The organism is Dyadobacter sp. SG02 (assembly GCF_900109045.1).
GTDB lineage: Bacteria > Bacteroidota > Bacteroidia > Cytophagales > Spirosomataceae > Dyadobacter.
This window is the reverse complement of sequence record NZ_FNYL01000005.1, coordinates 42427-65308: the sequence shown is the minus strand read 5'-3', so window position 1 is coordinate 65308 and position 22882 is coordinate 42427. Positions and strand designations below refer to the sequence as shown.

At 50.3% G+C, this 22882-nt stretch carries 20 protein-coding genes; 5 read left to right on the top strand and 15 right to left on the bottom strand.

The features are described from left to right. Window positions 1–39: 39 nt before the first annotated feature. The 5 genes from BMW93_RS13145 to BMW93_RS13125 all read right to left on the bottom strand — a co-directional run bounded on the left by BMW93_RS13145 (window position 40) and on the right by BMW93_RS13125 (window position 4096). A complete protein-coding gene (locus tag BMW93_RS13145) occupies window positions 40–702 on the bottom strand; it encodes a hypothetical protein (RefSeq protein ID WP_090376459.1) in 663 nt (220 codons plus the stop codon). Next, window positions 684–1184: a hypothetical protein gene (locus BMW93_RS13140; RefSeq protein ID WP_090376456.1), complete on the bottom strand. Its 501-nt coding sequence runs from the start codon at window positions 1182–1184 to the stop codon at window positions 684–686. The genes BMW93_RS13145 and BMW93_RS13140 overlap by 19 nt, the downstream gene beginning before the upstream one ends. A 110-nt stretch (window positions 1185–1294) precedes the next feature. Then, complete coding sequence (locus BMW93_RS13135; protein WP_090376453.1) at window positions 1295–2317, bottom strand: hypothetical protein; 1023 nt, start codon at window positions 2315–2317, stop codon at window positions 1295–1297. 50 nt (window positions 2318–2367) lie between these two features. Continuing rightward, the gene (locus tag BMW93_RS13130) at window positions 2368–3381 is read right to left on the bottom strand and encodes a hypothetical protein (RefSeq protein ID WP_090376450.1); all 1014 of its coding nucleotides are present in this window, start codon (window positions 3379–3381) and stop codon (window positions 2368–2370) included. Between the two features lie 19 nt (window positions 3382–3400). After that, entirely contained in the window at window positions 3401–4096 is a 696-nt protein-coding gene (locus BMW93_RS13125) for a hypothetical protein (RefSeq protein ID WP_090376446.1), read from the bottom strand. Between the two features lie 191 nt (window positions 4097–4287). Between BMW93_RS13125 and BMW93_RS13120 the strand changes: the two genes are divergently transcribed. After that, window positions 4288–5208 (top strand): sugar phosphate isomerase/epimerase, encoded by a 921-nt coding sequence (locus tag BMW93_RS13120; RefSeq protein WP_090376440.1) that lies wholly within the window; start codon window positions 4288–4290, stop codon window positions 5206–5208. A gap of 375 nt (window positions 5209–5583) precedes the next feature. Here BMW93_RS13120 and BMW93_RS13115 read toward each other — a convergent pair whose 3' ends face one another. Together BMW93_RS13115 and BMW93_RS13110 are read right to left on the bottom strand one after the other, a co-directional pair. Further along, window positions 5584–6588, bottom strand: a complete 1005-nt coding sequence (locus BMW93_RS13115) for an alpha/beta fold hydrolase (protein WP_090376437.1) — start codon at window positions 6586–6588, stop codon at window positions 5584–5586. An 82-nt stretch (window positions 6589–6670) separates the two neighbouring features. After that, window positions 6671–7834: an MFS transporter gene (locus BMW93_RS13110; RefSeq protein WP_090376434.1), complete on the bottom strand. Its 1164-nt coding sequence runs from the start codon at window positions 7832–7834 to the stop codon at window positions 6671–6673. Between the two features lie 310 nt (window positions 7835–8144). Between BMW93_RS13110 and BMW93_RS13105 the strand changes: the two genes are divergently transcribed. The 3 genes from BMW93_RS13105 (at window position 8145) to BMW93_RS13095 (ending at window position 11176) form a co-directional block, all read left to right on the top strand. Continuing rightward, entirely contained in the window at window positions 8145–9650 is a 1506-nt protein-coding gene (locus tag BMW93_RS13105; RefSeq protein WP_090376431.1) for a serine hydrolase, read from the top strand. Between the two features lie 75 nt (window positions 9651–9725). Further along, a complete protein-coding gene (locus BMW93_RS13100; protein ID WP_090376428.1) occupies window positions 9726–10364 on the top strand; it encodes a hypothetical protein in 639 nt (212 codons plus the stop codon). A 194-nt stretch (window positions 10365–10558) separates the two neighbouring features. Beyond that, the gene (locus tag BMW93_RS13095) at window positions 10559–11176 is read left to right on the top strand and encodes a DUF6134 family protein (RefSeq protein ID WP_090376425.1); all 618 of its coding nucleotides are present in this window, start codon (window positions 10559–10561) and stop codon (window positions 11174–11176) included. Window positions 11177–11181: 5 nt separating this feature from the next. Here the strand turns inward: BMW93_RS13095 and BMW93_RS13090 are convergent, their stop codons facing one another. The 8 genes from BMW93_RS13090 to BMW93_RS13055 form a co-directional block, all read right to left on the bottom strand. Next, window positions 11182–12318 (bottom strand): efflux RND transporter periplasmic adaptor subunit, encoded by a 1137-nt coding sequence (locus BMW93_RS13090; protein WP_090376423.1) that lies wholly within the window; start codon window positions 12316–12318, stop codon window positions 11182–11184. 24 nt (window positions 12319–12342) lie between these two features. After that, the gene (locus BMW93_RS13085; RefSeq protein WP_090376420.1) at window positions 12343–15603 is read right to left on the bottom strand and encodes an efflux RND transporter permease subunit; all 3261 of its coding nucleotides are present in this window, start codon (window positions 15601–15603) and stop codon (window positions 12343–12345) included. A gap of 312 nt (window positions 15604–15915) precedes the next feature. Then, on the bottom strand, window positions 15916–17307 hold the full coding sequence (locus BMW93_RS13080) for a TolC family protein (RefSeq protein WP_229240412.1): 1392 nt from the start codon (window positions 17305–17307) through the stop codon (window positions 15916–15918). A gap of 201 nt (window positions 17308–17508) precedes the next feature. After that, window positions 17509–18420 (bottom strand): AraC family transcriptional regulator, encoded by a 912-nt coding sequence (locus tag BMW93_RS13075; protein ID WP_090376413.1) that lies wholly within the window; start codon window positions 18418–18420, stop codon window positions 17509–17511. Window positions 18421–18589: 169 nt separating this feature from the next. Then, complete coding sequence (locus BMW93_RS13070) at window positions 18590–18991, bottom strand: hypothetical protein (protein WP_090376410.1); 402 nt, start codon at window positions 18989–18991, stop codon at window positions 18590–18592. 319 nt (window positions 18992–19310) lie between these two features. Beyond that, on the bottom strand, window positions 19311–19724 hold the full coding sequence (locus BMW93_RS13065) for a hypothetical protein (RefSeq protein WP_090376407.1): 414 nt from the start codon (window positions 19722–19724) through the stop codon (window positions 19311–19313). A 317-nt stretch (window positions 19725–20041) separates the two neighbouring features. Continuing rightward, window positions 20042–20923 (bottom strand): bestrophin family protein, encoded by an 882-nt coding sequence (locus BMW93_RS13060; protein ID WP_090376404.1) that lies wholly within the window; start codon window positions 20921–20923, stop codon window positions 20042–20044. Continuing rightward, window positions 20920–21507 carry a 3'-5' exonuclease gene (locus BMW93_RS13055; RefSeq protein ID WP_090376400.1) on the bottom strand — a complete coding sequence of 196 codons (588 nt, stop codon included), beginning with the start codon at window positions 21505–21507 and terminating at the stop codon, window positions 20920–20922. Before BMW93_RS13055 ends, BMW93_RS13060 begins: the two co-directional genes overlap by 4 nt. 123 nt (window positions 21508–21630) lie before the next feature. On the opposite strand from BMW93_RS13055, the gene nspC reads away from it, so the two are divergent. Next, window positions 21631–22788, top strand: a complete 1158-nt coding sequence (nspC, locus tag BMW93_RS13050) for a carboxynorspermidine decarboxylase (RefSeq protein WP_090376398.1) — start codon at window positions 21631–21633, stop codon at window positions 22786–22788. The last annotated feature ends 94 nt before the right edge of the window (window positions 22789–22882 follow it).

The window sequence follows — 22882 nt, the reverse complement described above, 5'->3', positions numbered from 1 at the left end:
GTTGATGAATGTTAAATCAAATTTACGCACAAAACATACTCATTTCAATTCACACAACTTGAATCCCTTTATCCTGCGGAGCGAATTAGTTACTACCGGCGGTGCAATGTCTGAAAACAGCACTTCGTAAGTCGGTTCATTGAAGCAAAATACAGTTCCGTCGGCGCGGGTGCGCTTCGTGCCTGCGCGATATAGCATTCCGGTTTCGCCATTTTCCAATGCCTGCTTATCTATAAACCCGAGCAGGGAGGCAATAGTACCTTCGGTTTCGGACTGGTGGAAGGAAATGCAGAAGTAATGCGAGGTCTTGGAGCCGGGTTTGTGGAGCTGGGAGGAAGGGATGTTCAGAACGTAGTCACCAGCGAGAATGCCGGACCGGCGTTTCATGGACTTGATGTCGACGGCGAAATCTCCGGTGTCGGAGCGGATGAGGAAATCCTGGCCCCAGTCCTGGCCGTCGGTGGCGCCAAAGGAGCGGGCGGGGCGGGGCAGATGATAACAGTCGGCGAAGACGATCTCCCCGAGCGTACCCGTAAACCGCATCATGCGCGTTTGCGCGAGGCGGTCGGCATGCTTATCCCAAATGTTCGAAATGTGGTGATGGATTATCGAATGGTTGACCAGTTCACGGGCGAAAAGTTTCTGCTCGTCGCTGACGGAGATTTGAATATACGTGCCGTTGTTCAGAACAATTTGCTCCATGCAAACCTGATGGCTAGCAAAGTGAGTACAAAACCGATTAGAATGACCGAAAAGGGAACGTAAGTGAATGCTACTAAGTGGATTCTGTCGAAAAACCACATCACGCCGATGAGCGCGGCTATTAAGGTAAGAAATCCTGAAATTTTCCCAAAACCGGGAATGAGGGAGAATGGGATTTTGCTTTTGATCAACATCAGGGTAACGGCCATGGAAATGACAGGCAAATACTGCAAAACGACGTCGGCTTTCCAAATACTCTGGCGTTCGAAAAGGAAAAGGTAAATGTTGAGGGTAACCGCGAAAATGCCGGGAATGCAAACCGCATAAACGAGAATGGCGTAAACGATACTCCAGAATTTAATATCCCGGCTCCCGTCCGCCGCCATACCCACCACCCAAGCCGCAAATGGCAATATCAAAAAGTAAACTACTGCCGGCCAGGGATTGGATGAAACGGAGTCGAAGAATTGTTGTAGCGTCATTTTTAGTTTAGGGGAACGGGGGAAGGGGAGATAATGCGTCATGTCATGGTGTGCGCCGGGCGGCCCCGTGCGCTCACCATGACATTCTGTATATTCTTATTTTATGATAATCAAAGCCCCAACAAAAACCCGATCGTAAAATTAGCATCCCAGTCGAATACGAATTGCTGGCAGCCTGTGGCGTCGGTTACGGCTTTATAAATGTTAACACCCGCTTTGGATTTGGCATTGGTCAATTTGGAGTAGGCCAGGGGAGCGCTCAAAGTGGTGTAGCGTTCCTTGCCTTTGCGTACTTCTTTCGCCATTTCGAAAGGCACACCACCGATGATAAAGCAGGTATTACGCAGGCTGGCAGGCACTTGCTTCGCTTTGGCGCTTACTTCCTGATACACTTTCGAGTCGTCCGTGCCGTCCTGGAAGTATTTCGCCCCGTAGGATTCCAGCGCGGAGATCTTGCCACCGGCAATCCAGGAGATTTTAGTATTACCTGAGCCAATGTCCACAACAAACGCCTTATCAGCATATTCGGTTGGTAGCACGGATTTCAATGCCAGCTGGCCTTCCTGTTCTGCCGTTACCTGGTTTACTACATAACCCAGCGACTTCAAAACGCGGGTAATTTTGGTAGTTACGTCGGCTTTCGCGGCGCCGGAGCTTACCACGAAATGGATGTCTTTGTTACCGACGCCATAGTCGAGCATGCTACCGATATACTTTTTCAGACCAATGCGTACGTCCTCGTCCGTAGCCATATTCTCCGTTACGAGGCTGTTTCCGAACTCCGATTTTTCCAGTTTCCAGCGTTTTTCCTTGTCGACTGTGATGATAAATGAATTGAAACCGCTGGCGCCGAGTTCTACCACACCCTTCAATTTCCCGTCCACAGGCGCGGGTGATGTGTACGTGAATGCGCCCTCGCCCGAGGTAGTGGCTTCGCTGCTTGATGAAGTGCCTGGATCAGACGCGGTGCTTTCCGTGGTGTCGGTCGTGGCTTCTGTCTGAGGGCTTTGTGCCTGATCTTCGGCCATTTGGTTCAAAGCTTTCTGCCCGCCGAGGTATTTGTACCCTACGAAAATGGCCCCCAAAATGAGCGCGGTGATGATCAACCGGCCGGCAACTGTTAGTCTTTTCATGTGTTATGATATGTAAATTGGAAAATATGAAGCGAATAAATGAAGAATTATCAATCCAGTAAGCCTTTGTAGCTCGAATCTTTCGGCGTATCGATCGAACGGGTGACAGGCTGCGGCGAATCCAGCTGGATCAGTTTAAACTGGCCCGAGTTGTAAGCTTCCAGCATGGCCTGGCCTTTGTCCGATAGCAAACCATTCTGCACATCCACACCATTGATAAAGTCCAGCGACAAATCCATCGCACGTTTCATCTCGCCCAGTTTCTGGCTCATATCGTCCTGAATGTATTCCATCGACTCATCGAAGTAAAACTTCTTATCGGGATTACCCTTGAAAATGCTGATTGCCGTACGCAATGCATTGGAGCTTTCCTTTACAATTCTATACTCAGCCTCTTTGAGTTTAACTTTAATCTCGGTTTCTTTAATAATGTAATCCGCGCTCTTGTTTACTTTTTCCATAAATTCCAGCACAGTCTTCATATTCCGTTGCAAGGGGAGCAATTTCTCGTTCATTTCCTGCAAACCAGCACCTTCAATCGTCGCAAGCGAAGCCGTTTCCTTCATACCCGGGCGGTCGAGCATTGTGCTTGCCTTGTTGGCTTCCGCGAATTTCTGCTTGATACGCTCGTTGTTTTCGTTGATATTCTTATTCAGCTTCACCAATTGGCCGGCCAGCGTGTTGATCTGTCCCTGCATTTTCTCACGCTTCTCTTTCAGGTCGTCGACATAAATCTTCATGATTGCGATCGGGTCCAGTTTGATGATCAGCCCGGTAATGCTGCGCATCAGTGATTTGAAGAGGAAGAACGCTGCCGTACGGACATCTTTGCTCGTCAACAGGAATATCACGAGCGCGAGTACGGCCATCAGGAAGCCGAGGTACAAGGTGTTCTGGGTCACTTCGATCAGGAAAGCCGCGATTTTATTCCAGAAATAGAGGGCTACGGCCCCTACGCCTCCCATAAAGAGGAGCGAAGTAATGCCTTCCGGTCGGCTCCAATAGGACTTTTTGGAGTTGTCCTCCTGCGAGCCGCCGATTTGGGTGAAATCTGGTGTTGCCATTGTGATTTAGTTGTCAGGTTTATTGAAGATATTGATTGATTTTCGCCAGATCGGATTGGATCTGGTCTACAAAACTTACATAGGTCACCTCAAAGCTGTCCTTATTGGTATTGATCTTGGCCGTTTGTTCCGAAACTTCGCCGGAAATCTGGCCCAGACGGTTCTTATTATCGTCGATTTTCTTTTGTAAGTCAATGATTTGCTGCGCATAGGCCGCATTGGTGTCTTCCAGCTTCTTGTGCTCGTCCTGCAACGCGCCCACACGCTCTTTAATCGCCTTTTCGACGTCTTTCAGGAACGAATCGCGGTCTTTGCCCAGGATTCCCAGATACTGATCGGCGGAAGTTTTCAGAACGGCGGTATCTTTTGCGCCACCCATGGCCTTAAAGCTCGCCCAGGCCGCCTGAAACTGCTTTTCTTCGCCCAAACCGAGCCCTTCCATACTTTGCAGTGCCTGTTTGTATTCGAAATAGTCGGGGCCGGGCAGATTGGCTTTTTCGAGTAGATTGACGAAATGCTCCGTAAACTTCTTGTCGATCTGGCCTGTGCCTGCTGCATTCGTAACCGTGGCGGACGCTGGTGCTGATTTGGACGGTTCGGGAGCGGGATTTGCGGTTGCCGGCTTCTGAGCTTGCCCCTGTGGGGCCGTTTCGTCGGCATCCTTGATAAAAAAGTTGAGTATCTTTTTACCAATACCCGGTTCGGAATCTGCCATAAGTGATAAAGTGTTTAGGTTCATTGTTTTTGTCGGATCAATATTACTAAAATTCGCAGGATTTCATAGGGGCCGATATTTACCGGCGGTGCCCTGTGTTGATGAAGCCTCTGAAATTTTGGATGGGAATTTCCCCTAATCCTTGAAACCCGGTCGTTTTTTGCGGATGTTTGCCAAAAAACTAAATCCTTATGCTCAAATTAGGTTTTAACAGTGCAATCCTGGCCGATTTCAGCTTTGAACACGTCGTTCAATTTGCCGGGAATAATGGCTTTTCATGTGTAGAGATGATGTGTTGGCCGGCAGATAACGCCGACAGCCGCCGGTACGCGGGCGTGACACATATCGATGTCAATGACCTTACCGACCAGAAGATCTCGTCGATCAAACACACGCTGAAAGAAGCGGGCGTCTTCATTTCGGCATTGGGCTACTATCCCAATCCGCTCGACCCCGATCCGAACCGCTCCGAGTATTATATAGAACACATCAAGCAGGTGATCCGCGGGGCGGCGAAGCTCGGTATCCCTGTCGTAACAACATTCATAGGCCGCGATCCTTCCAAAAGCATTAAGGACAACCTGGCACAATTCGCCGATGTATGGCCGGCGATCGTGAAGGTGGCCGGGGAAAACAATGTGAAAATAGGCATCGAAAACTGCCCCATGTTCTTTACCGACGACGAATGGCCGGGAGGTAAGAACCTCGCGATCAGCCCCGCGGTTTGGGACCGGATGTTCGAAATCATTCCCGATCCACTGTTCGGCCTGAATTACGATCCGTCGCACATGATATGGCAGATGATGGACGAGTTACTGCCAATTTATAATTATAAATCACGTTTGCATCACGTTCATTTGAAAGATGCGAAAGTTTATAAAAATGAATTGAACAATGTGGGTATTCTGGCAAACCCGCTGGAATACCATTCTCCCAAGCTTCCGGGTCTCGGAGATGTAAACTGGCGAGGTTTCTTCGCGGCATTGACAGACGTACGCTACCGTGGTCCCGTCGTAATCGAAGTAGAAGATAAGGCTTATGAAGGCAATATTACAGATGTTAAAAGCGCCATTCTCACCAGCCGTAACTATGTCAGCCAGTTTTTGGGGTGATTAATTTGCCTTCGCACGAGGTGGGGCGCTTGCTGTTACACGCCTGACGACATTGACATCCTTCATGCGTTCATTGCCTTTGCTATCAATGTTACGTACCTAAGAGCATTGGATTGTGATGACCCAATCGCATAGCGACGTAACCTTGGTAGCGTCCGTAGCCTCCGGTGAGTGAGGGAAATGCCGTCAGGCATGTAACGGCAGCGATGGGGCGGCAGAACGTTACGTTTCATTCTGACTCGAAACGCACTGACCGGTGTAATCGTCGCCTGCCTGCCTGCGGACGAAAAATGCCGCACTGTTCGCGGTAGGTACGGCATTTAGTAATGTAATTTATATTTGTAATTTACATTATTAATAATTGTAAACTATCTATTAATGCTTCTCCAAAAACAGAATCAACGGCGTAATAAATCGGTTGAAATCCTCGATATGCGGCAAATGACCGATATTATCCAGCTCCACTAATTCACTATTCGGGATCTTCGCCTTGGTTTGCTTACCGAGTTCCGGGTAGTTTCCGAGTGTTTTTCGCAGATTCTCAGGCGCCAGGTTCTTGCCGACGGCACTCCGGTCGCGCTGGCCGATGATGAGCAGCGTAGGGGCCTTAATTTGCCCGAATTCGTAACATACGGGCTGTGTATAGATCATGTCGTACGTCAATGCGCTGTTCCAGGCCACTCTCGGGTAGTCTTTTCCAAGCGTCCAGCCAGCCAGCAAGTTTGCCCATTTATTATAAGCATCCTTCCATTTGCCATCATAGTAACTATTCAGCTGGTAGTTTTTAATAGAATTGAAATCGCTTTTCAACTCGCTCATGTACCATTTATCCACCGGCTGGAACGGCACTTTCACCTTATAATCTTCAAGACCTATCGGGTTTTCAAGAATGAATTTTTCGACCGTTTCCGGGTACATCAATGTAAAGCGGGTAGCCAGCATTCCGCCCATCGAATGCCCAAGGACAGCTACTTTCGTAATGCCGAGCTTATCAAGGATCTTTTTGGTATTGGCAGCCAGATCATGAAATGAATACTGGTAATGCAGGGGTTTGGTCGACTTCCCGAAGCCGATCTGATCGGGAATGATCACACGGAATCCTTTTCCGGACAGCGCTTTGGCGGTTTCTTCCCAGTAGGCACCGTTGAAATTTTTCCCGTGCAGGAGCATGACCGCCCGTCCGTTCGCGCGCGCGGGGCGCACGTCCATGTACGCCATGCGAAGCTTTTCGCCCTGTGATTCGAATTCCAGATATTTGACGGGAAAAGGGTAGGTATACGCTTCCAAATTCATATCCAGCGGCCGCAGCGTGTCGTTTTGCGCGTTTACCGCGGTGAGCGACAGGAGCAGAAGGCCAATGCCCAGGCTGAGTTTTTTCATAGGTTTTGAGCTTTACAAACGAAAAAGAGGATAACGTTGCCGCTATCCTCTTCCGGGAGTGAAAAATATATACCAGTAGGTCTTAGTCGATCAAACGGGCCTTTGTTGACAAGTAAGCGGTCAGCGTCGCCAGCACACCCACGATCGCGAACGACCAGCGAAGGTTGGCAAATTGCGCCACGATACCGATCAACGGCGGGCCGATCAGGAAGCCGATGAAGCTGATAGAAGAGACCGCCGCCAGTGCCATGCCTGCCGACATGGTTTTCGAACGTCCGGTGGCGCTGTAAACGAGCGGAACAACCGACGATACACCGAAACCTACCAGCAGAAAACCGATTGTAGCAGTGATCAGTGTCGGGAAAACGACCGCAATCGCCAGGCCGGTACCCATCAAAGTGCCGCTCAGTTGCAACATTTTACGACGTCCGAGGCGGTTGGCCAACCAGTCGCCGGCGAAACGTCCGCCCGTCATGGTACCCATAAAGGCCACATAACCAAGGGTTGTCATCGAAGCAGGCACATGCACCGCTTCCTGGAAGTAAACGCCGCTCCAATCGAACATGGCGCCTTCGCAGACCATCGCACAGAACCCGATCAGGCCCAGTATAAGCAGGTCACGGTCGGGCTTTACGAACATGGGCTGCTCTTCGCCTGCTTCTTTTTCCGTATCCGGCATTGTGTGTTTGTAGGCCGTGAAAATGATGGCAAAGGCGATCAATGCTATCACGAGAAAATGGATATGCGGAGGAACGTGCACCGAAATGAACAGCGAGCCGATCATCGCGCTCACGAAGCCCGCGAGGCTCCACAAACCGTGAAATGAGGCCATAATGGACTTCCCGTAAACCTGTTCTACTGCTACGGCCTGGGTATTTACCGCGATGTTGGTGAGGTTACCCCACAGCCCAAATGCGAACAAAGCGATCACAAGCTGCTCAGTGCGGGTGACGAAACCAATGAATGTCAATGTAATAGCATAGAGAATCGCGCCGATCAGCACCATTTTTTTGCTGCCGTAATGCGTTACCATCCAGCCGGAAATGGGCAGGCTAGCCATTAAACCTAACGGAAGCGCAAGAAGCACGGTACCCAGACCACCTTCGGTCAGGTGCAACATGTTTTTAATATCCGGGATCCGGCTTGCCCAGGCGGCGAAGCTCAGCCCTTGCACGAAGAAGAAGGCCGCAACGGCCCATCTTAAATATCGTCTTGAATCGGAAGGAGCAAAGATTGAATAATTCATGATGTGTGACTGGTAATATCTTTATATAATTTTTTTTATTTTTTCGATTTTAAGGTAAGGCGCTCAGAAATTGCACTATCAGCAGTTTTCAATTTCTACTACTGCAAAATTAACGTACGTGAGGCTGATTTGATTCATAGAAATTGTATTTTTTAAATTAAATTAAAAAGTATGTGTTGTACAAAACTAAGAATCGTCGCATTTAAGTGATTTAACGGCGCACGGCAGAGCAGTTGCAGGCAAAATAGTAGGCGAAACGGTTACAGTTTTTTAACTTCACAAATCACCTAACCAACCCGATCATAGCCTGATGCGAGCCATTTTTACATCACTCCTTAGTTTACTTGCACTTCAAACCTGGTCACAAACCGCTTCTACGGAATGGCTCGACAAAATCCGGGCGACATTGCCGGTTATCGAAAAACTGTATCATGATTATGGGGAAAAGAACCATTTTCCCGGCCTGGCATTCGGACTGGTAGTGGATGGTAAACTGCTGCTTTCGGGCGGGCAAGGCTTTACCGAAATCGCGACCTCGACGAAAGCGGGTCCGAAATCGCTTTTCCGCATTGCGTCCATGTCAAAAAGTGTTACCGCAATGGGCATTCTCGCGCTGCGTAAGGAGGGAAAACTGAAACTCGATGACCCGGCCTATCTCTATATTCCCGAAATGAAAAGCCTGCCGTCGCTTACCAAAGATGCGCCCGCGATTACCATCCGGCATTTGCTCACGCACATGGCTGGTTTCCCGGAAGACAATCCCTGGGGCGACCGTCAGCTCGATACGAAGGACGAAGAACTGATTGCATTGATTTCCAAAGGTATTTCCTTCTCCAATGTGCCGGGAGTGACTTATGAATATAGCAATCTGGGCTTCGCCATGCTGGGTAAGATCATCAGCAATGTCTCCGGTAAACCGTATCAGCAGTACATTAATGAGGTTATTTTCAAACCTTTGGGCATGACCAGCACCATCTGGGAGTACACCGAAGCGCCGAAAAGCCTGCTGGTGCATGGCTACCGGTACGAAGACGACGTTTGGAAGGAAGAGGAACTGGAACATGACGGTACCTACGGCGCCATGGGCGGGCTCATTACGTCGATCGATGATTTCAGTAAATATGTTGCATTCCATTTATCGGCCTGGCCGCCATCTTCCGGCGTGGAAGCGGGTCCGGTGCTGCGCAGCGATGTACGGGAGATGCAAATGCCGTGGAATTTCAGCAGCCTGAATGCCACATACAAATACCCGTCCGGGCGCCCGTGCGCGATGGTTTCTGCATATGGTTACGGCCTGCGGTGGAGCAGGGATTGCGAGGGCAGGACAGGCATCGGGCACACGGGAGGCCTGCCCGGTTTCGGTAGTCAATGGCAGATTTTACCCGAATATGGCATCGGCATCATCGCGCACGCGAACCGCACGTACGCGGGAATGGCTGCGATCAATACGGCCGTACTGGACACGGTAATCGCATTGGCGGACCTTAAACCGTTACCTGTGGCCGTTTCGAATATTTTGAAACAACGGAAAGACCAACTCGTAAAACTGCTCCCAACCTGGCAGAACGCCGAGCGAAGCGGTATTTTTGCAGAGAATTTCTTCCACGACCGCTCCGTATCGCATCGCCGCAAGGAGCTGGAAGCATTGCTCGCCAAGGTGGGTAACATCACTGGTTCGACCGAAATGGTGGCTGAAAATCAGCTGAGAGGGACATTTACACTGAAATGCGTTTCGGGAAATATCAAAGTATTTTTCACGCTGTCGCCCGAAAACCCGGCATTGATCCAGCAGCTCGATTTCTCGCTGGCGAAGTAATGTTTTGGAAAAAAATTAGGGTGGAATAGGGGGATCGAAGGGGCCGGTTGTCTCGAAAGAAACAACTTAGCGATCATGAAAAGGACTATTTTATCATTCATCTTCATTTTTGTGCTGGGGGCTACTGTAAGCACCTTTGCGCAGGATAACCAGACATTGTTTCAAAGCCGGGGCATTTACCGCTCGGGCGGATACGCGGCGATCTCCAATAAATTCACCAAAATCAATGGGGACTATGCGAATATGGCCGAGCTGTACGGTGGCTGGTTCATTAATCAGCGGTTTTTGCTGGGGATAGGTGCTTCGGCTACGACCAACTACATTCCGGTACCAGCGTTGGAGCAGAATTTCCCTGCCCGTAAAATGACTTACCAGTACGGTCAGGTCGGCCTGATGACCGAGTATGTATTCGCATCGACACGCAAGGTGCATTTCACGGCCAATTTGCTTACCGGTACCGGCTTCACATTGCAATACGACCGCCGCGATTTCGACGACTGGGACGATTGGGATGACCGCTACGATGATGACGATGCGAAATTCTTCTTCGTCATGGAGCCGGGCGTGCAGGTGGAATTTAACCTGCTGAAATGGATGCGGTTCAGTCCGGGCGTTTCCTACCGAAAGGCATTTAACGCAAAAGGTAATGGTCTTACCGACAGCGATCTCAGTAATATTTCTTACAACCTTACGCTGAAATTCGGACGTTTTTAGGTCAAAATGGGGGATTATTGCCCGTTCACTAATTGCTGTGGCATTTAATCCCCCCTTCTTCCCGAACGGTTATCATGCTTCCCACGCAATCAGTTAAGTTAATGACTTGATAATCTTTATCGAAGGCAATAGGAACAGAATTAATGCAGTTATTAAGGGATTGCACACTATTGCGAACCAAAACAAAAGGTAAGATGCGTGTACTGGAATTTGTAATGATGGGGTTATTAACGCTCGCTGTTTCGGCGGCCAGGGCGCAGAATGTCTACGATGTGATCGTAGCGGGCCGTACCATCGGGTCTTTGAAGGTGTTCGATGAGAAAGGAAACGATGACACGGAAACCCACCGTATCGAGTCGGATTTCAAGGTGATGTTTTACAAAGGGTCATACTCGACACAGACCAATTATGTGCAGGGTAAACTCGTTTCCGCTACCTGCGCTCATCACGTCAATGGCGATCTCAAAGAGAAAACACTCACCAAAACCAGTTCCAAAACGCTTTATGAAGTGCTTTTCTCAGGCGAGGATGCAGAAGATAAGCCGAGTGTATCGGTGAACAAACCAATCAGCAGCACCATTACCAGCCTGTATTATAAGGAGCCTATCAATATTACGGAAGTCTATTCCGAACGGTACGGCAAGATGTGCAACATCCGGAAGCTTTCTGAGGGCCGGTACGGCGTAACGTTGCCCGATGGGAAAGAAGGGGTTTATTCCTACAAAAACGGCCTTTGCCGTGAGGTAAAGACCGATCTTGCAGGTTTTAAACTAAGAATTGTATTGAACGAGGGCAAAACAGCCCTCCGCTGACAGGTTTAAATAGCGTCCTGCTTCACATTTTTCAAATCCGAATTGTCGCGGATTTCTTCATTAGCGACTTTCACCAGCACATCGCCTTCTTTCACATCACCAAAAATCTCGGTTTTCTCCGTGCTGCTGCTGCCCGTTTTCACCGGTACCCACACCGCCCGCTTATCCACGACCTTGATCACGTAAGTTCCTTGCGTCGAGTTGAGTACGGCGGTCCTAGGAACGGCAAATGTGTTCGCATCGCCCGATAACGGGATCGAAACTTCGGCAATCATACCGGGTAAAAGTTTTTTATCAGTGTTAACCACATCCATTTCCGTGCGTTGCGAACGTAAACGGGTATCGAGCGCGCCGGCGAGGCGGGTTACTTTGGCAGGGAATTCCTGGTTCGGAAGCGATTTCACCTTGAAGGTAACCTGGCTCTGGTTTCGGAGGTAACTGGTATATTGCTCCGGCACACTCACGACCAGACGCAACTTACGCTGCTCCACCAATGTAAAGAGCGGAAACTCCGATCCTTTGCCCGACGGTCCCACGTACGCACCCGTACTCACATTACGCGCGGAGATAACGCCGCTGAATGGTGCCCGTATTTCGAGGTAATTGCGCGTATCGGTGATTTCACGGCTGGCCGAGCGGGCGGCGTCGAGCTGGGCGAGGTTGGATCGTTGCTTGGCCAGTGCCACATCCAGGTCGTTCTGAGAAACGGTACCGGGCGTTTTACTGGTTTCGAGCAGACGGTCGTAGTTGGCTTTGCTGGCCTGATAAATGGCTTCAAACGATTTCAGACGTGATTCGCTGGTAACGAGCTGGGAAGTGATTTCAGGTGCTTCCATAGTGGCCAGCAGCTGGCCCTCACGCACTTCGGTACCCACATCTACGTGGAGTTTTTTGACAAAACTGCTCACTTTGGCATAAATATCCACCTGTTGGAAAGCGATCAGCTCGCCGGGGATCTGGATATTCGATACGAGTTGCTCTTTTTTAAGCGGGAATGCATCCACGGCGTGCGCTTCCACACCTGCTTCCGCCGCGGCTTTTTTGTGCTCTTCTTCCTCGGCCCGTGACGAACCGCAGCTTTGCAGGACCGTCGCTGCGCCTGCAACGAGTACGGTCATGGCGATTTGATGAATATGTCTCATAGTCGGATAGGTTCGGTGTTGTGATTAACGAGTCATTGGTACATAAAACTTGCTTTCTTCATCCTCCGGATCGAGGGAAACGCTCTGCGTCGAAGCCTTGCCCTGTCCCCACGCGAATACCAGCGGGAGGATGAACAATGCCGCGAATGTGGAGGCGATCAGCCCGCCGATTACCGCACGGCCCAGTGGCGACGACTGGTCGCCCGCTTCACCGAGCCCGCTCGCCATCGGGATCATACCTACCACCATCGCAACGGCGGTCATCACGATAGGGCGGAGGCGGAGCCCGGCCGATTCTTTGGCCGCTTCAATGGCATTGCCGCTGTGCTTGCGCAACTGTTCGGCATTGGTAATCAAAAGGACGGCATTCGAAATCGATACCCCCACGGACATGATAATGCCCATATAGCTTTGAAGGTTCAGTGTGGAGCCGGTTACCATCAGCAATGCGAGCGAGCCGAGGATTACCGCCGGTACGGTCGCCAGTACGATTGCCGATACTTTAAACGACTGGAAGTTGGCCGCAAGCATTAGGAATATCACGATAATGGCCACCACCAGACCATTTTGAAGGCTGTCCAGGGTGTCGGTCAATGTCTGGCTCAGTCCCACCAGCTCGACGGTAAGCCCGCGTGGCAGCTCGCCGAGGGACGCTAATGCCTTTCTCACGTCGGCTTGTGCCACACCGAGGTCGGTATTGTTCAAATTGGCCGTTACCGAAAGCACGGGCATAGCACCGAGGTTGTCGTTCTCGCCGTAAGTCGTATCGGGCGTAATGGTGGCTATGTCGCCCAATACCGGGCGGTTGTTGTTTCTAAGCAGGGGAATTTCAGTCATTTCCTGAACGCTGTTCATTTTGCTTTCCGGGATTTGCACCTGCACGGAGTAGCTGAAACCACCTTTTTCGTCGACCCAGATATTCTTGTCTGTATAACGCGATGAAGAAGTCGAAGCAATGAGCGATCTTGAAACATCATTCATATCCACACCCAGTTGCGCCGCCCGCATCCGGTCGACTTCAATTTTGATCGCAGGGTATTTGTTGGACTGACCCAATTGAATATCGCGTAAATAGCTGATTTCCTTCAATTTAGCAATCACCTTCTGTGCATACTCTTCGTTCAGTTTCTTGCTCCGTCCCGACATCCGCACCTCGATAGGCGTGGGAGAGCCCTGGCTGAGAATTTTGTCGGTCAATTCAATGGGTTCGAAAGACATCGTCAAGTCCGGGATGGCCTGCTTTACCTCCGTGCGTATTTTCTCTTTCAACTCGTCCAGGTTGGTGTGGAATTCTTCATGCAAACCCACCTGCAATACCGCTTCCTGCGGACCCGCCATGAAAAGGTAAATAGGGTTTACCGAAAACAATGCAGGGTGCTGGCCTACGTAAGCCGATGTCACCGAAACGTTCTGAGGACCCACGATTTTCTTGATAATGTCGATCGTTTTGAGCGTTTTCTCCTCGGTGCGCTCCATACGCGTACCCTCGGGGGCACGCAGGCGCACCTGGAACTGGCTGCCGTTTACTTTGGGCAAAACATCCTTTCCAATATTGGTTAACAAAAGTGCTGCTAGTGCCGTAGTAATGATCAGGTATGCGGCCACTATCGGTTTCCGGAAAGGCATTACGCGGTTGATGAAGCGCATAAATCGCGCCCGGATACGCTCGAATGCGCTGATTTTGCCATTTCTGTCGGCGTCGACGCGATGGACCAGCGCCTCTTTTTGCGCGTCGGGGTCTCTGCTGAGCCCGGATGCCGCAAATTCTTCCGCGTCGGTCATCGGCGAGCCGTCGGCTTTGTGGTGGTGCTTCACTTTCATGATCCAGTTCGCCATAACCGGCACGAACGTCTGCGCCAGGAAGTAGGAAACGATCATACTGAAACCGATCGCCAATGCAAGCGGCAGGAACAACGAGCCCGGAATACCGCCCATCGTGAATGCGGGGGCGAATACGGCCAGGATACAGAAGAGGATCAGCAACTTGGGGAATGCGATTTCTTTACAGGCATCCCAAATGGCGAGGGCCTTCGGTTTACCCATATCAAAATGCTGGTGGATATTCTCGATCGTCACCGTACTTTCATCGACAAGGATACCGATCGCGAGTGCTAATCCACTCAATGTCATAATGTTGATTGTCTGACCGAACAGGTTCAGGAACAAAACACCAGCGATAATGGACGTCGGGATGGTCAGGATCACGATCAATGCGCCGCGTGGGTCGCCGAGGAAAAGGAGTACCATTAATCCGGTCAGGATGGCGCCGATGGCACCTTCCGTAAGCAAACTCATTACCGAGTTCATTACATAGGTCGACTGGTCGAATTCGTAGCTCACTTTCACATCCTCCGGCAATGTACTCTGAATGCGCGGAATAGCCTTTTTCAGGTTTTGAACCACTTCCCAGGTCGAGGCGTCGGCGCTTTTGGCAATACTCAGGTACACCGAGCGCTTGCCATTCACGAGCCCGTAGCCGGATGCAACGTCGGCACCGTCTTCCACCGTCGCCACGTCGCGGAGGTACAGGTTCTGCACGCCGCCTTTAAACAACGGAATGTTTTCAAACTCCTTCACCGTGTGAATGGTCGTGTTGGTAGGGGTAATGTAGTTTTTATCACCAATGCGCACGTTACCCGACGGGGCGGTCTGGTTATTCACGCGCAGCGCTTCCACCAGTTGGTCGGGCGTAAGGTTATGCGCGCGGAGCAGCTCGGGATCGGCCTTGATCACGACGGTACGGATGTTACCACCAAACGGGGGCGCCGAAACCAGACCCGGGATCGAGGTGAATGTCGAGCGTACGTACACGTTCGCGAGGTCGAGCAGTTCGTTGTTGCTGCGTTTTTCGGAGCTTAGAACGAGCTGGCCTACCGGCAATGTCGAAGCATCGAAACGGATAATGAACGGCGGGTTGGAGCCCGGCGGGAAAATGGCCTGTGCCCGGTTAGTGAATGCACTGAGTTCCGCCGAGGCCTGCGCCATGTTGGTACCGGGGTAGAAGTTCACTTTCATGAGCGTAAGGCCCTGAATGTTCTTCGTTTCAATGCTTTTGATACCGTTTACGTACAACAGAATGTTGATATATTGCTTGGCGAAGAAAGTCTCCATCTGGTCGGGCGTGTAGCCCCCGAACGGGTGCGCGATGTACATCACCGGCAAATCCAGTTTCGGGAAAATATCGACCTTGATCTTCCGCACCGCATCGATACCGAAAAAGAATAAACCGGCCACCAACACCATGATGGTGATCGGTTTACGTAATGCAAAACGTATTAAATCCATGGTACGAAAAAGTAAATTGTAACGGTACTATTTTATTGATGAGCGATATTGTCAGGTTTGGTCAGATGTTGTCAAGTGTTGTCAAGTGTAGTCAAGTATGGTCAAGTTTTGTCAAGTATGGTCATTTGTTGCCATGTATGGTCATTTGTGGAATGTAATGGGGGAGAAATGGAAAACCGTTGACAATACCTGACCACAAATGACCATACTTGACAATTCCTGACTATAACTGACAATTCCTGACTATAACTGACAACTCTTGACTATAACTGACAACTCTTGACCATTTTCAACCTCACGTTGCTAACAGAACTACTGATTCAGAAACGTACCGATGTCGCCACTGGCAGCTGCTTTGAGCAATACCGCCTGCCAGATATTGGTTGCGGCGATGTCGCGGCTTGTTTCGGCGCGGTTCAGGATATAGAGCGCTTGCGTCATGTCCACGATGTTGCTGAGGCCGTTTTTATATAAAACACTTTTCTGCAAATAGGCGTCGGAAGCCGATTGTACCTGCACGGGCGCCTCACGGTAATTGGCAATGGCATTGCCGATCTTCGTTTCGGAGAGAATGAGCTGGTTTTTCAGTTGTTGATCGGCCAGGTCGTATTCTTCTTTCAATGCATTGGAAACAAACTTCTGCGACATCACCTGCTGGCGTGTGCGCAGAATGCTGGTCATATTCCAGGTGGCGCCGATACCGAGCAGATAGTTATACCTCACGGGTTTGATACCCTCGAAATAATTATGGGTATAGGCCGTCTGGTCGCTCGCATAGCTGGATGAAAATCCTGCGCCGCGTCCCTGAAACACACCGAAAAGCGAGAACGTCGGCATTCCGAGCGTATGGAAGTACTTGGCCTGCTGCTCGCTGACGGCAATGCGGTTGGCATAAAACTTCAACAGCGGGTGATTCTCCTTTTTGTTCAGGGAATCGGCCATGGTGCGCGGCATGCGGGCGAGGAGCATTGTATCGAGCTGGAAGCGCTGGTCGGTAATGCCCATGAGCCTGGCCAGGTTATTGGCCTGCTCCTGCTCGAAATCCCTCGCCTGGGTAATGCTGATCTTCGCATTGGAGACTTCCGCATTGGCCAGCGACGAATCTACGCCAGGGATCAGCCCGTTTTTGGCGCGGGTAACGACGACGGTTTTCAGTGCATTGGCGCGTTCGAGGTTGTTTTCCCACGAGCGGATGAGCCGCTGGGCGGCGAGCAGGTTCAGGTAAGCGGCGGCTACGCGCACGCTATGCTGGAACTGTTCCTGTTCGAGATCGGCCTGGTCGCGGTTTACGGCTTGCTGTGCGACGTTGATACGCTCACGTGCGCGGCCGAATGCGAAGAAATCCCAGTTGACGTTCGTCAGGTACAGCGCCCCGAACGCGGAATTCCAGTTTTGCTGTGGCAACGGCAAGCCCGAAGACGCTACCGATAGCCCGAGGCCGTACAGCGGGCCGTTCTGGCCGTTGACCGTACCGTAATCCTGCTGGGCCGAGAGGTTGAGGTTGGGAAGGTATTCTTTCTTGCTTTGAAGGACCGTGGCCTTGGAGGCGCTGAGGTAGTTGTTCTTGGCCTTGATGCTTCCGTAGTTGGAGACGGCCGTTTCTACGGCCTGTTGTAATGTAAGTGTTTGGGCACTCAGTTTTTCACCGGCTCCGACCAGCGAGAGGGTCAGAAACAGGGAGGGGAAATACTTCTTCGATGTCATTTGCATTCAGAATTATATGGCAACTGAACCGGGGCGAGTGTGTGGGTCAAAGGATTGGCTTATACAGCGATGGTCCGCCACAGCGATGGTCCGCCACCGCGGTGGTCCGACAGGCCCGTCGAATTGCTTCGCAAAGGTAATCCGACGGCCGGTGGCAATGTTTATTACTTTCAAACAATATCTTATAAAATTCAAACATCCCTAGCGTTCGTGTACGCGGTATGATTTCGGGGTAATGCCGATTTGCTTCTTGAAAAGGTTGTTGAAATAGGCAGGGTATTCGAAACCCAGGCAGAATGCGATCTCGGCGACGCTCCAGTTGGAATGCCGGAGCATTACTTTGGACTGCGCCAGCACCCGGTCGATAATGTGTTCGGTGGTAGTTTTTCCGGTGATTTCCTTCAACGCCCGGTTGAGGTGATTCACATGTACGTTGAGCCTGATGGCGTAGTCTTTCGCGGTTTTAAGTTTGAGCTTGTGCTCGGGAGACTCGATCGGGAACTGGCGTTCGAGGAGCTCCTGGAATTGCGAGGAAAGCTTGGCGGAGCCGTTCACATGTACGTCGCTCAGTTCCGAAGGCTGCATTTTCATGGCCTCGTGTGCGAGCACGTTCACATAATTGCGCATGAGGTCGTACTTATGCACGTAGCTCGACTCGATGTCGGCCTGCATTTTACCAAAAATACTGAGCAGGTATTCCTGCTGTTCTTCATTGATAAAATACACCGGAATGGAATCGCTGCGCAGGATCGGGCAGTTCGAAACCGTCGCCGAGCGGTTGATCGTGCTCAGGAACTGGTCGGTAAACAAACAAAAGTAGCCCGACTGCTCTTCCGACATCGCCTGCCACGAATAGGGCACGTTACGATTGAAGAAAACCAGCGCATTCCGGTTGATCTCGATTTCCTGGTTGCCGTAGGTAATTTTCCCTTTTCCGAGGATCAGCGAAATTTTGTAGAAATCCCTTCTGGCGTAGGAAGTGTACTTGTTGCAGAATACGCGGGAAAATACATTGAAATGACCTTCATCCCCGGTCGTTTTGTCCGGACCTTTTAGCCCTTTCGCAGCGGGGTGCGTCTGGTAAAAATGTGCTACGGTCTCATTCGGTATCATGAGCTGAAATTATGAAATTCAAATATTGGCTACAAAGCCAGTGGGTTAAAAATTAATTAAATAGGAGAGACGCTTGGTATCGTCATAAATTTTCCCGGTTAAACCACTTTCAAACGGGAAAAGCCGGTGCGCAGGGCACCGGCCGGGCAATGGGTAGCATGTGTTATAATTACATCGTACCGCAGATCCATTCCGGTTCCTGAACGGGCTTGATTGCATGTACACCATTACCGGTTTTGTAGTTGCGGGCGGAGACGAGCGGGTTGAGTACGTTCCGTTGCGTGCGCTGGCGCGTGAAGACGACGAACCGCACTTCGCGCGGCGCGTATTTGGGCGTCGGGTCGGCTTCGGGCCGACCGACGTTCAATGTAGCAAAGCGGGCGGCAAGCGCCGGGTTTGACGATTCGACAACCAGCCTGGCCTTGGGCGCCGCCGCCGCTTTGTTGGGATGTTTATAATTGTGGGTCGAAATGCCCGGGTCGGAGACACGGACGGGCTGCGACGAGGCCGCATTACATAAGCTCGCGGCGCATGCGAGCAGCGCTGCAAAAATGAATGGTTTAGGATTCATGATAAGGTTAATTAAGAAACAGGTTATTAGGATTTGTTTCAAAATTACCCGCAAGCTTTTTTACAATACCTATCCATTTCAAACATTGAATTATAAAATTCAATCATGCACCCAATTATTTTTCAACGCGTTAGCATTCTGATCGGAAAGAATTTAGTTTTTTAAAGGGACGAAAAACGGACGTTCAAAACAGACAAAAAAAGCATAAAAAATTCCTAATTGCCTTAATTTGAACATTTTGATAAATATTAGGATCAATTTTGGAGCAAAAAAAGCGCCGACCTTATTGAAGCCGGCGTTTTCCGCAATTATACAATGGTTAATCTCGCGTCGGATAAACCTTATCCGGGGCATTATAATATTCAGCCATTTGCGCCGTGTCTTTGGTCACACTGATAGTGGGGGTTTTGTAGTTTCTCGGTGAGGTAAGCGGATTGATTTCCACTCCTTCCGGCTTGTATTCGCGCGTGACCACGAGGGTAGCCGGGCGCGGAGCATATTTGGGCGTAGTGCTGACGTATTTGGTCTGGTACTTGCCGAAGCGTTCGACGGTCCGCATATTCACGACGCGTATCGTGTTCTGGTCCTTACCGGCAGCTTTTGCCTGGGCCGCCTTGTTTGGATGCTTATAGTTATAAATCGAAATGCCCGGATCTACGATCGACTGCGCGTTGGCTGCGACGGTGAATAATCCGGCAATTAATATGGCGATTAAAAAAGTGGCTTTTTTCATGTTGGTATTCGTTTATTCTCACTAATGGGCCCTTCTAAGGAGGGGTTGAATGAAAATTAACAACAGAAAGAAGCATTCCCAAATGCTCTAATAACTCCTGAAATTGATGTTTTGGCAGAAAGAGGGGCCCATATCAGGCCAATGTTAAGTAAAAATGAACCGATCGTTCAAATCAGGATTCGTTGGAAACTGACTTTGACTAAAAAGTGAAGTATAAAGCAGAAATCACGTGAAATGACATCCTGTGAAAATCCCGGAAAAATTTTAGATTTTAATGAGTTTCTAATTATTTTCTAATCATTCCCGGATTTCAGGGGCTAATTAAGCAATGCCCGCGTAGTCGTGTGAATACCCTTGCAAATGCGCTCCATCGGCAGGTCGTTGCTGTCGTCGCCAAACGGGTCCTCGATTTCCTCGGCGATCACTTCCAGACTGGCGAGGATATAGAACACGAACATCACGAACGGAATGACGAGAAAATGCAGGCTGAACACGTACCCGATCGGCAGTGTGAGGCAGTAAATAAAGATGAATTTCTTGATAAACGAGCTGTAAGAGAGCGGGATAGGTGTATTCTTGATCCGTTCGCAGGCACCGCAGATATTCGTAAACCCTTCGAGCTCGTGGTTCAATAGAATGGTATGCTCCGGCAGCAATGCGCCCTTTCTTTGGAGTTCTATCACTTTGGCGAACAATGCAGCGGCGATTTGATTGGGAATGTGATCGGTCGTGATCAGCGAGGATTTCTGGTAAAGCGCAGCGTCCTCGAACTCCCCGGAAATGTAGGTATTGCGCAAATGGTTTTTCAATGCATATGCGTAGTTCGGGATCATCCTGGTGAAAAATTCACGCTCGGCGGCATGCTCCGGGCCAATCAGCGCAGCCAGTTTTAACGCAAGATTGCGGCTTCCGTTCACAAGCGAGCCCCATTGCTTGCGGCCTTCCCACCAGCGGTCGTAGGCCGTGTTGGTCCGGAACACGAGCAGCATCGAGATCACAAAACCCAGCAAAGAGTGCATCAGGGAGATATTTTTCAGGTCGTTGTTCTCCGTGATTTTGAGATGGATTATAATAATGTAGGCGACAATGCTGGAATAGGCTGCCATGATAAGGATCATCGGCGCAAGCTTCCGGACGGTGTCGGCCTTCTGGAAATAGAAAATATAACGGAACCACTCTTTGGGGTTATAGTCGATCATACAAGTTTGACCTGGTCGATGAGTTTAAAAAATTCCTTAAAGCATTTGGCGGTGAGGCGGGCGTCTTCCAGCGCATTGTGCGTCTCTTCCTCCCGTTCGAACCCAAAATAGCTTGCCACGGAGCCCAGGCTCAGCGAGCGCGGTACCTGCTTGCCGTTTTTTTCGAGTATTTGGAAAAACAAGTAGGAGACGGTGTGGAGATCGAGCTGCTTGTTGGAGAAGCCCCATTTCATTTTTTCGTTGCGGTAGGCAAAACGCAGAAAGTTGATATCGTTGATCACGCTCTGGCCGCAAATGACCACATTGGCGAGGCCGGGTTTGCCGACGTTCAGTTTTTTGATCCATTTCTCGAATTCGGGAAGTACGTCGTAGATCATCGGGGCGTCTTCCAGGTCGTCCAGCGACAGGCCGTGTACCTCTTCGGACTTGACCGAAAATGCCTCCTCGTTCTCGGGATACACATTTTGCAGATAAGTACCGAGCGAGCGCCAGTTGTCGTCAAAAAACTCGGCGCCGATCTGGATAATCTCGTTCCAGCCAGGCTCCGGCCCGGTCATTTCGATATCTAAAACAAGGAAGGACATAGGCAGGCTTGCGGGGCTGTGTGAAAAATGGTCATGATTTGGAAACTCAAACTTATAGTTTTGTGTACAAAATTATGCAATCATTGCATGCAAGAAGATTCTTCAAACACTCATTTATAGCAAATGGCTATCGATTTTAAAGAAATTCCGTCTCCGTGTTTCGTCCTGGAAGAGGAGCTGCTCCGCAAAAACCTCGAACTGATCGACTCGGTCCAAAAGGCGGCAGGCTGCCAGATTATCCTCGCATTGAAAGGTTTTTCCATGTACAGTGCCTTCCCGATCGTGAAGGAATATCTCTCCGGCGCCACAGCCAGTTCGCTGAACGAGGTGAAGCTGATTAACGATTTCATGGGGTACCAGTCGCATACGTACATGCCTGCGTATCTCGACAACGAGTTTGAGGAGATCATGCAGCGCAGCAGCCACATTACCTTCAATTCGCTGAGTCAATGGGAGCGGTTCCAGGGCAGGGTAGAGGCTTACAAAGCGGCTAACCCCGGCAAGACGCTCTCATGCGGTATCCGCGTGAACCCGCAGTACTCGGAGGTGGCCACGGACATGTATAACCCGTGCGTACCGGGCTCGCGCCTGGGCGTCACACGCGACAAGCTGCCCGACGAGCTTCCCGCAGGGATCGACGGCATTCACTTTCATACGCTCTGCGAAAATGGCAGCGACACCTTGGAGCGCACGCTCGCCGCATTGGAGGAAAGATTCGGTGATTTGCTGCATCAGGCGAAGTGGCTCAACATGGGCGGCGGTCACCTGATGACAAGGGAAGGATATGATATTAGTAAGCTAATAAAATTAGTTAGTACTATACAGGAAAAGTACAATCTGGAAGTGATACTCGAACCGGGTTCAGCCATCGCCTGGCGTACCGGCGTATTGTATACCACGGTGCTCGATGTGCTCGACAGCCAGGGTATCGACGTGGCGATCCTGGACACCTCGTTTGCAGCCCATATGCCCGACACTCTGGAGATGCCTTACAAGCCCGCCATTCGGGGCGCGCACCAGGAACCGGTGGCCGGAAAACCTACTTATAGATTAGGAGGAATGACCTGTCTGGCAGGCGACTACATGGGCGATTACTCGTTCGATAAGCCGCTCGAAATTGGCGATAAAATCATATTCGAGGATATGATACACTACACCATGGTGAAGACTACAACATTTAACGGTGTTAATTTACCTTCCATAGGGATATGGAAAGTTGACCAAAGTTTTCAGCTAATTCGATCGTATGGATACGAGAGCTTCAAGGACAGGTTATCGTAGTAAGAGTCAACAATTTTGTGAATATCGGTTACTTGTTACTTGGATGACTTCCCGGAAAAGTTCTAATGAGTGAATGAGTCAATGAGTGAATGTT

What these genes read in the sequence shown, in the direction of transcription:
- BMW93_RS13145 (WP_090376459.1), bottom strand. Translation starts at nt 702, where the DNA reads ATGGAGCAAATTGTTCTGAACAACGGCACGTATATTCAAATCTCCGTC.
- BMW93_RS13140 (WP_090376456.1), bottom strand. Translation starts at nt 1,184, where the DNA reads ATGACGCTACAACAATTCTTCGACTCCGTTTCATCCAATCCCTGGCCG.
- BMW93_RS13135 (WP_090376453.1), bottom strand. Translation starts at nt 2,317, where the DNA reads ATGAAAAGACTAACAGTTGCCGGCCGGTTGATCATCACCGCGCTCATT.
- BMW93_RS13130 (WP_090376450.1), bottom strand. Translation starts at nt 3,381, where the DNA reads ATGGCAACACCAGATTTCACCCAAATCGGCGGCTCGCAGGAGGACAAC.
- BMW93_RS13125 (WP_090376446.1), bottom strand. Translation starts at nt 4,096, where the DNA reads ATGGCAGATTCCGAACCGGGTATTGGTAAAAAGATACTCAACTTTTTT.
- BMW93_RS13120 (WP_090376440.1), top strand. Translation starts at nt 4,288, where the DNA reads ATGCTCAAATTAGGTTTTAACAGTGCAATCCTGGCCGATTTCAGCTTT.
- BMW93_RS13115 (WP_090376437.1), bottom strand. Translation starts at nt 6,588, where the DNA reads ATGAAAAAACTCAGCCTGGGCATTGGCCTTCTGCTCCTGTCGCTCACC.
- BMW93_RS13110 (WP_090376434.1), bottom strand. Translation starts at nt 7,834, where the DNA reads ATGAATTATTCAATCTTTGCTCCTTCCGATTCAAGACGATATTTAAGA.
- BMW93_RS13105 (WP_090376431.1), top strand. Translation starts at nt 8,145, where the DNA reads ATGCGAGCCATTTTTACATCACTCCTTAGTTTACTTGCACTTCAAACC.
- BMW93_RS13100 (WP_090376428.1), top strand. Translation starts at nt 9,726, where the DNA reads ATGAAAAGGACTATTTTATCATTCATCTTCATTTTTGTGCTGGGGGCT.
- BMW93_RS13095 (WP_090376425.1), top strand. Translation starts at nt 10,559, where the DNA reads ATGCGTGTACTGGAATTTGTAATGATGGGGTTATTAACGCTCGCTGTT.
- BMW93_RS13090 (WP_090376423.1), bottom strand. Translation starts at nt 12,318, where the DNA reads ATGAGACATATTCATCAAATCGCCATGACCGTACTCGTTGCAGGCGCA.
- BMW93_RS13085 (WP_090376420.1), bottom strand. Translation starts at nt 15,603, where the DNA reads ATGGATTTAATACGTTTTGCATTACGTAAACCGATCACCATCATGGTG.
- BMW93_RS13080 (WP_229240412.1), bottom strand. Translation starts at nt 17,307, where the DNA reads ATGACATCGAAGAAGTATTTCCCCTCCCTGTTTCTGACCCTCTCGCTG.
- BMW93_RS13075 (WP_090376413.1), bottom strand. Translation starts at nt 18,420, where the DNA reads ATGATACCGAATGAGACCGTAGCACATTTTTACCAGACGCACCCCGCT.
- BMW93_RS13070 (WP_090376410.1), bottom strand. Translation starts at nt 18,991, where the DNA reads ATGAATCCTAAACCATTCATTTTTGCAGCGCTGCTCGCATGCGCCGCG.
- BMW93_RS13065 (WP_090376407.1), bottom strand. Translation starts at nt 19,724, where the DNA reads ATGAAAAAAGCCACTTTTTTAATCGCCATATTAATTGCCGGATTATTC.
- BMW93_RS13060 (WP_090376404.1), bottom strand. Translation starts at nt 20,923, where the DNA reads ATGATCGACTATAACCCCAAAGAGTGGTTCCGTTATATTTTCTATTTC.
- BMW93_RS13055 (WP_090376400.1), bottom strand. Translation starts at nt 21,507, where the DNA reads ATGTCCTTCCTTGTTTTAGATATCGAAATGACCGGGCCGGAGCCTGGC.
- nspC (WP_090376398.1), top strand. Translation starts at nt 21,631, where the DNA reads ATGGCTATCGATTTTAAAGAAATTCCGTCTCCGTGTTTCGTCCTGGAA.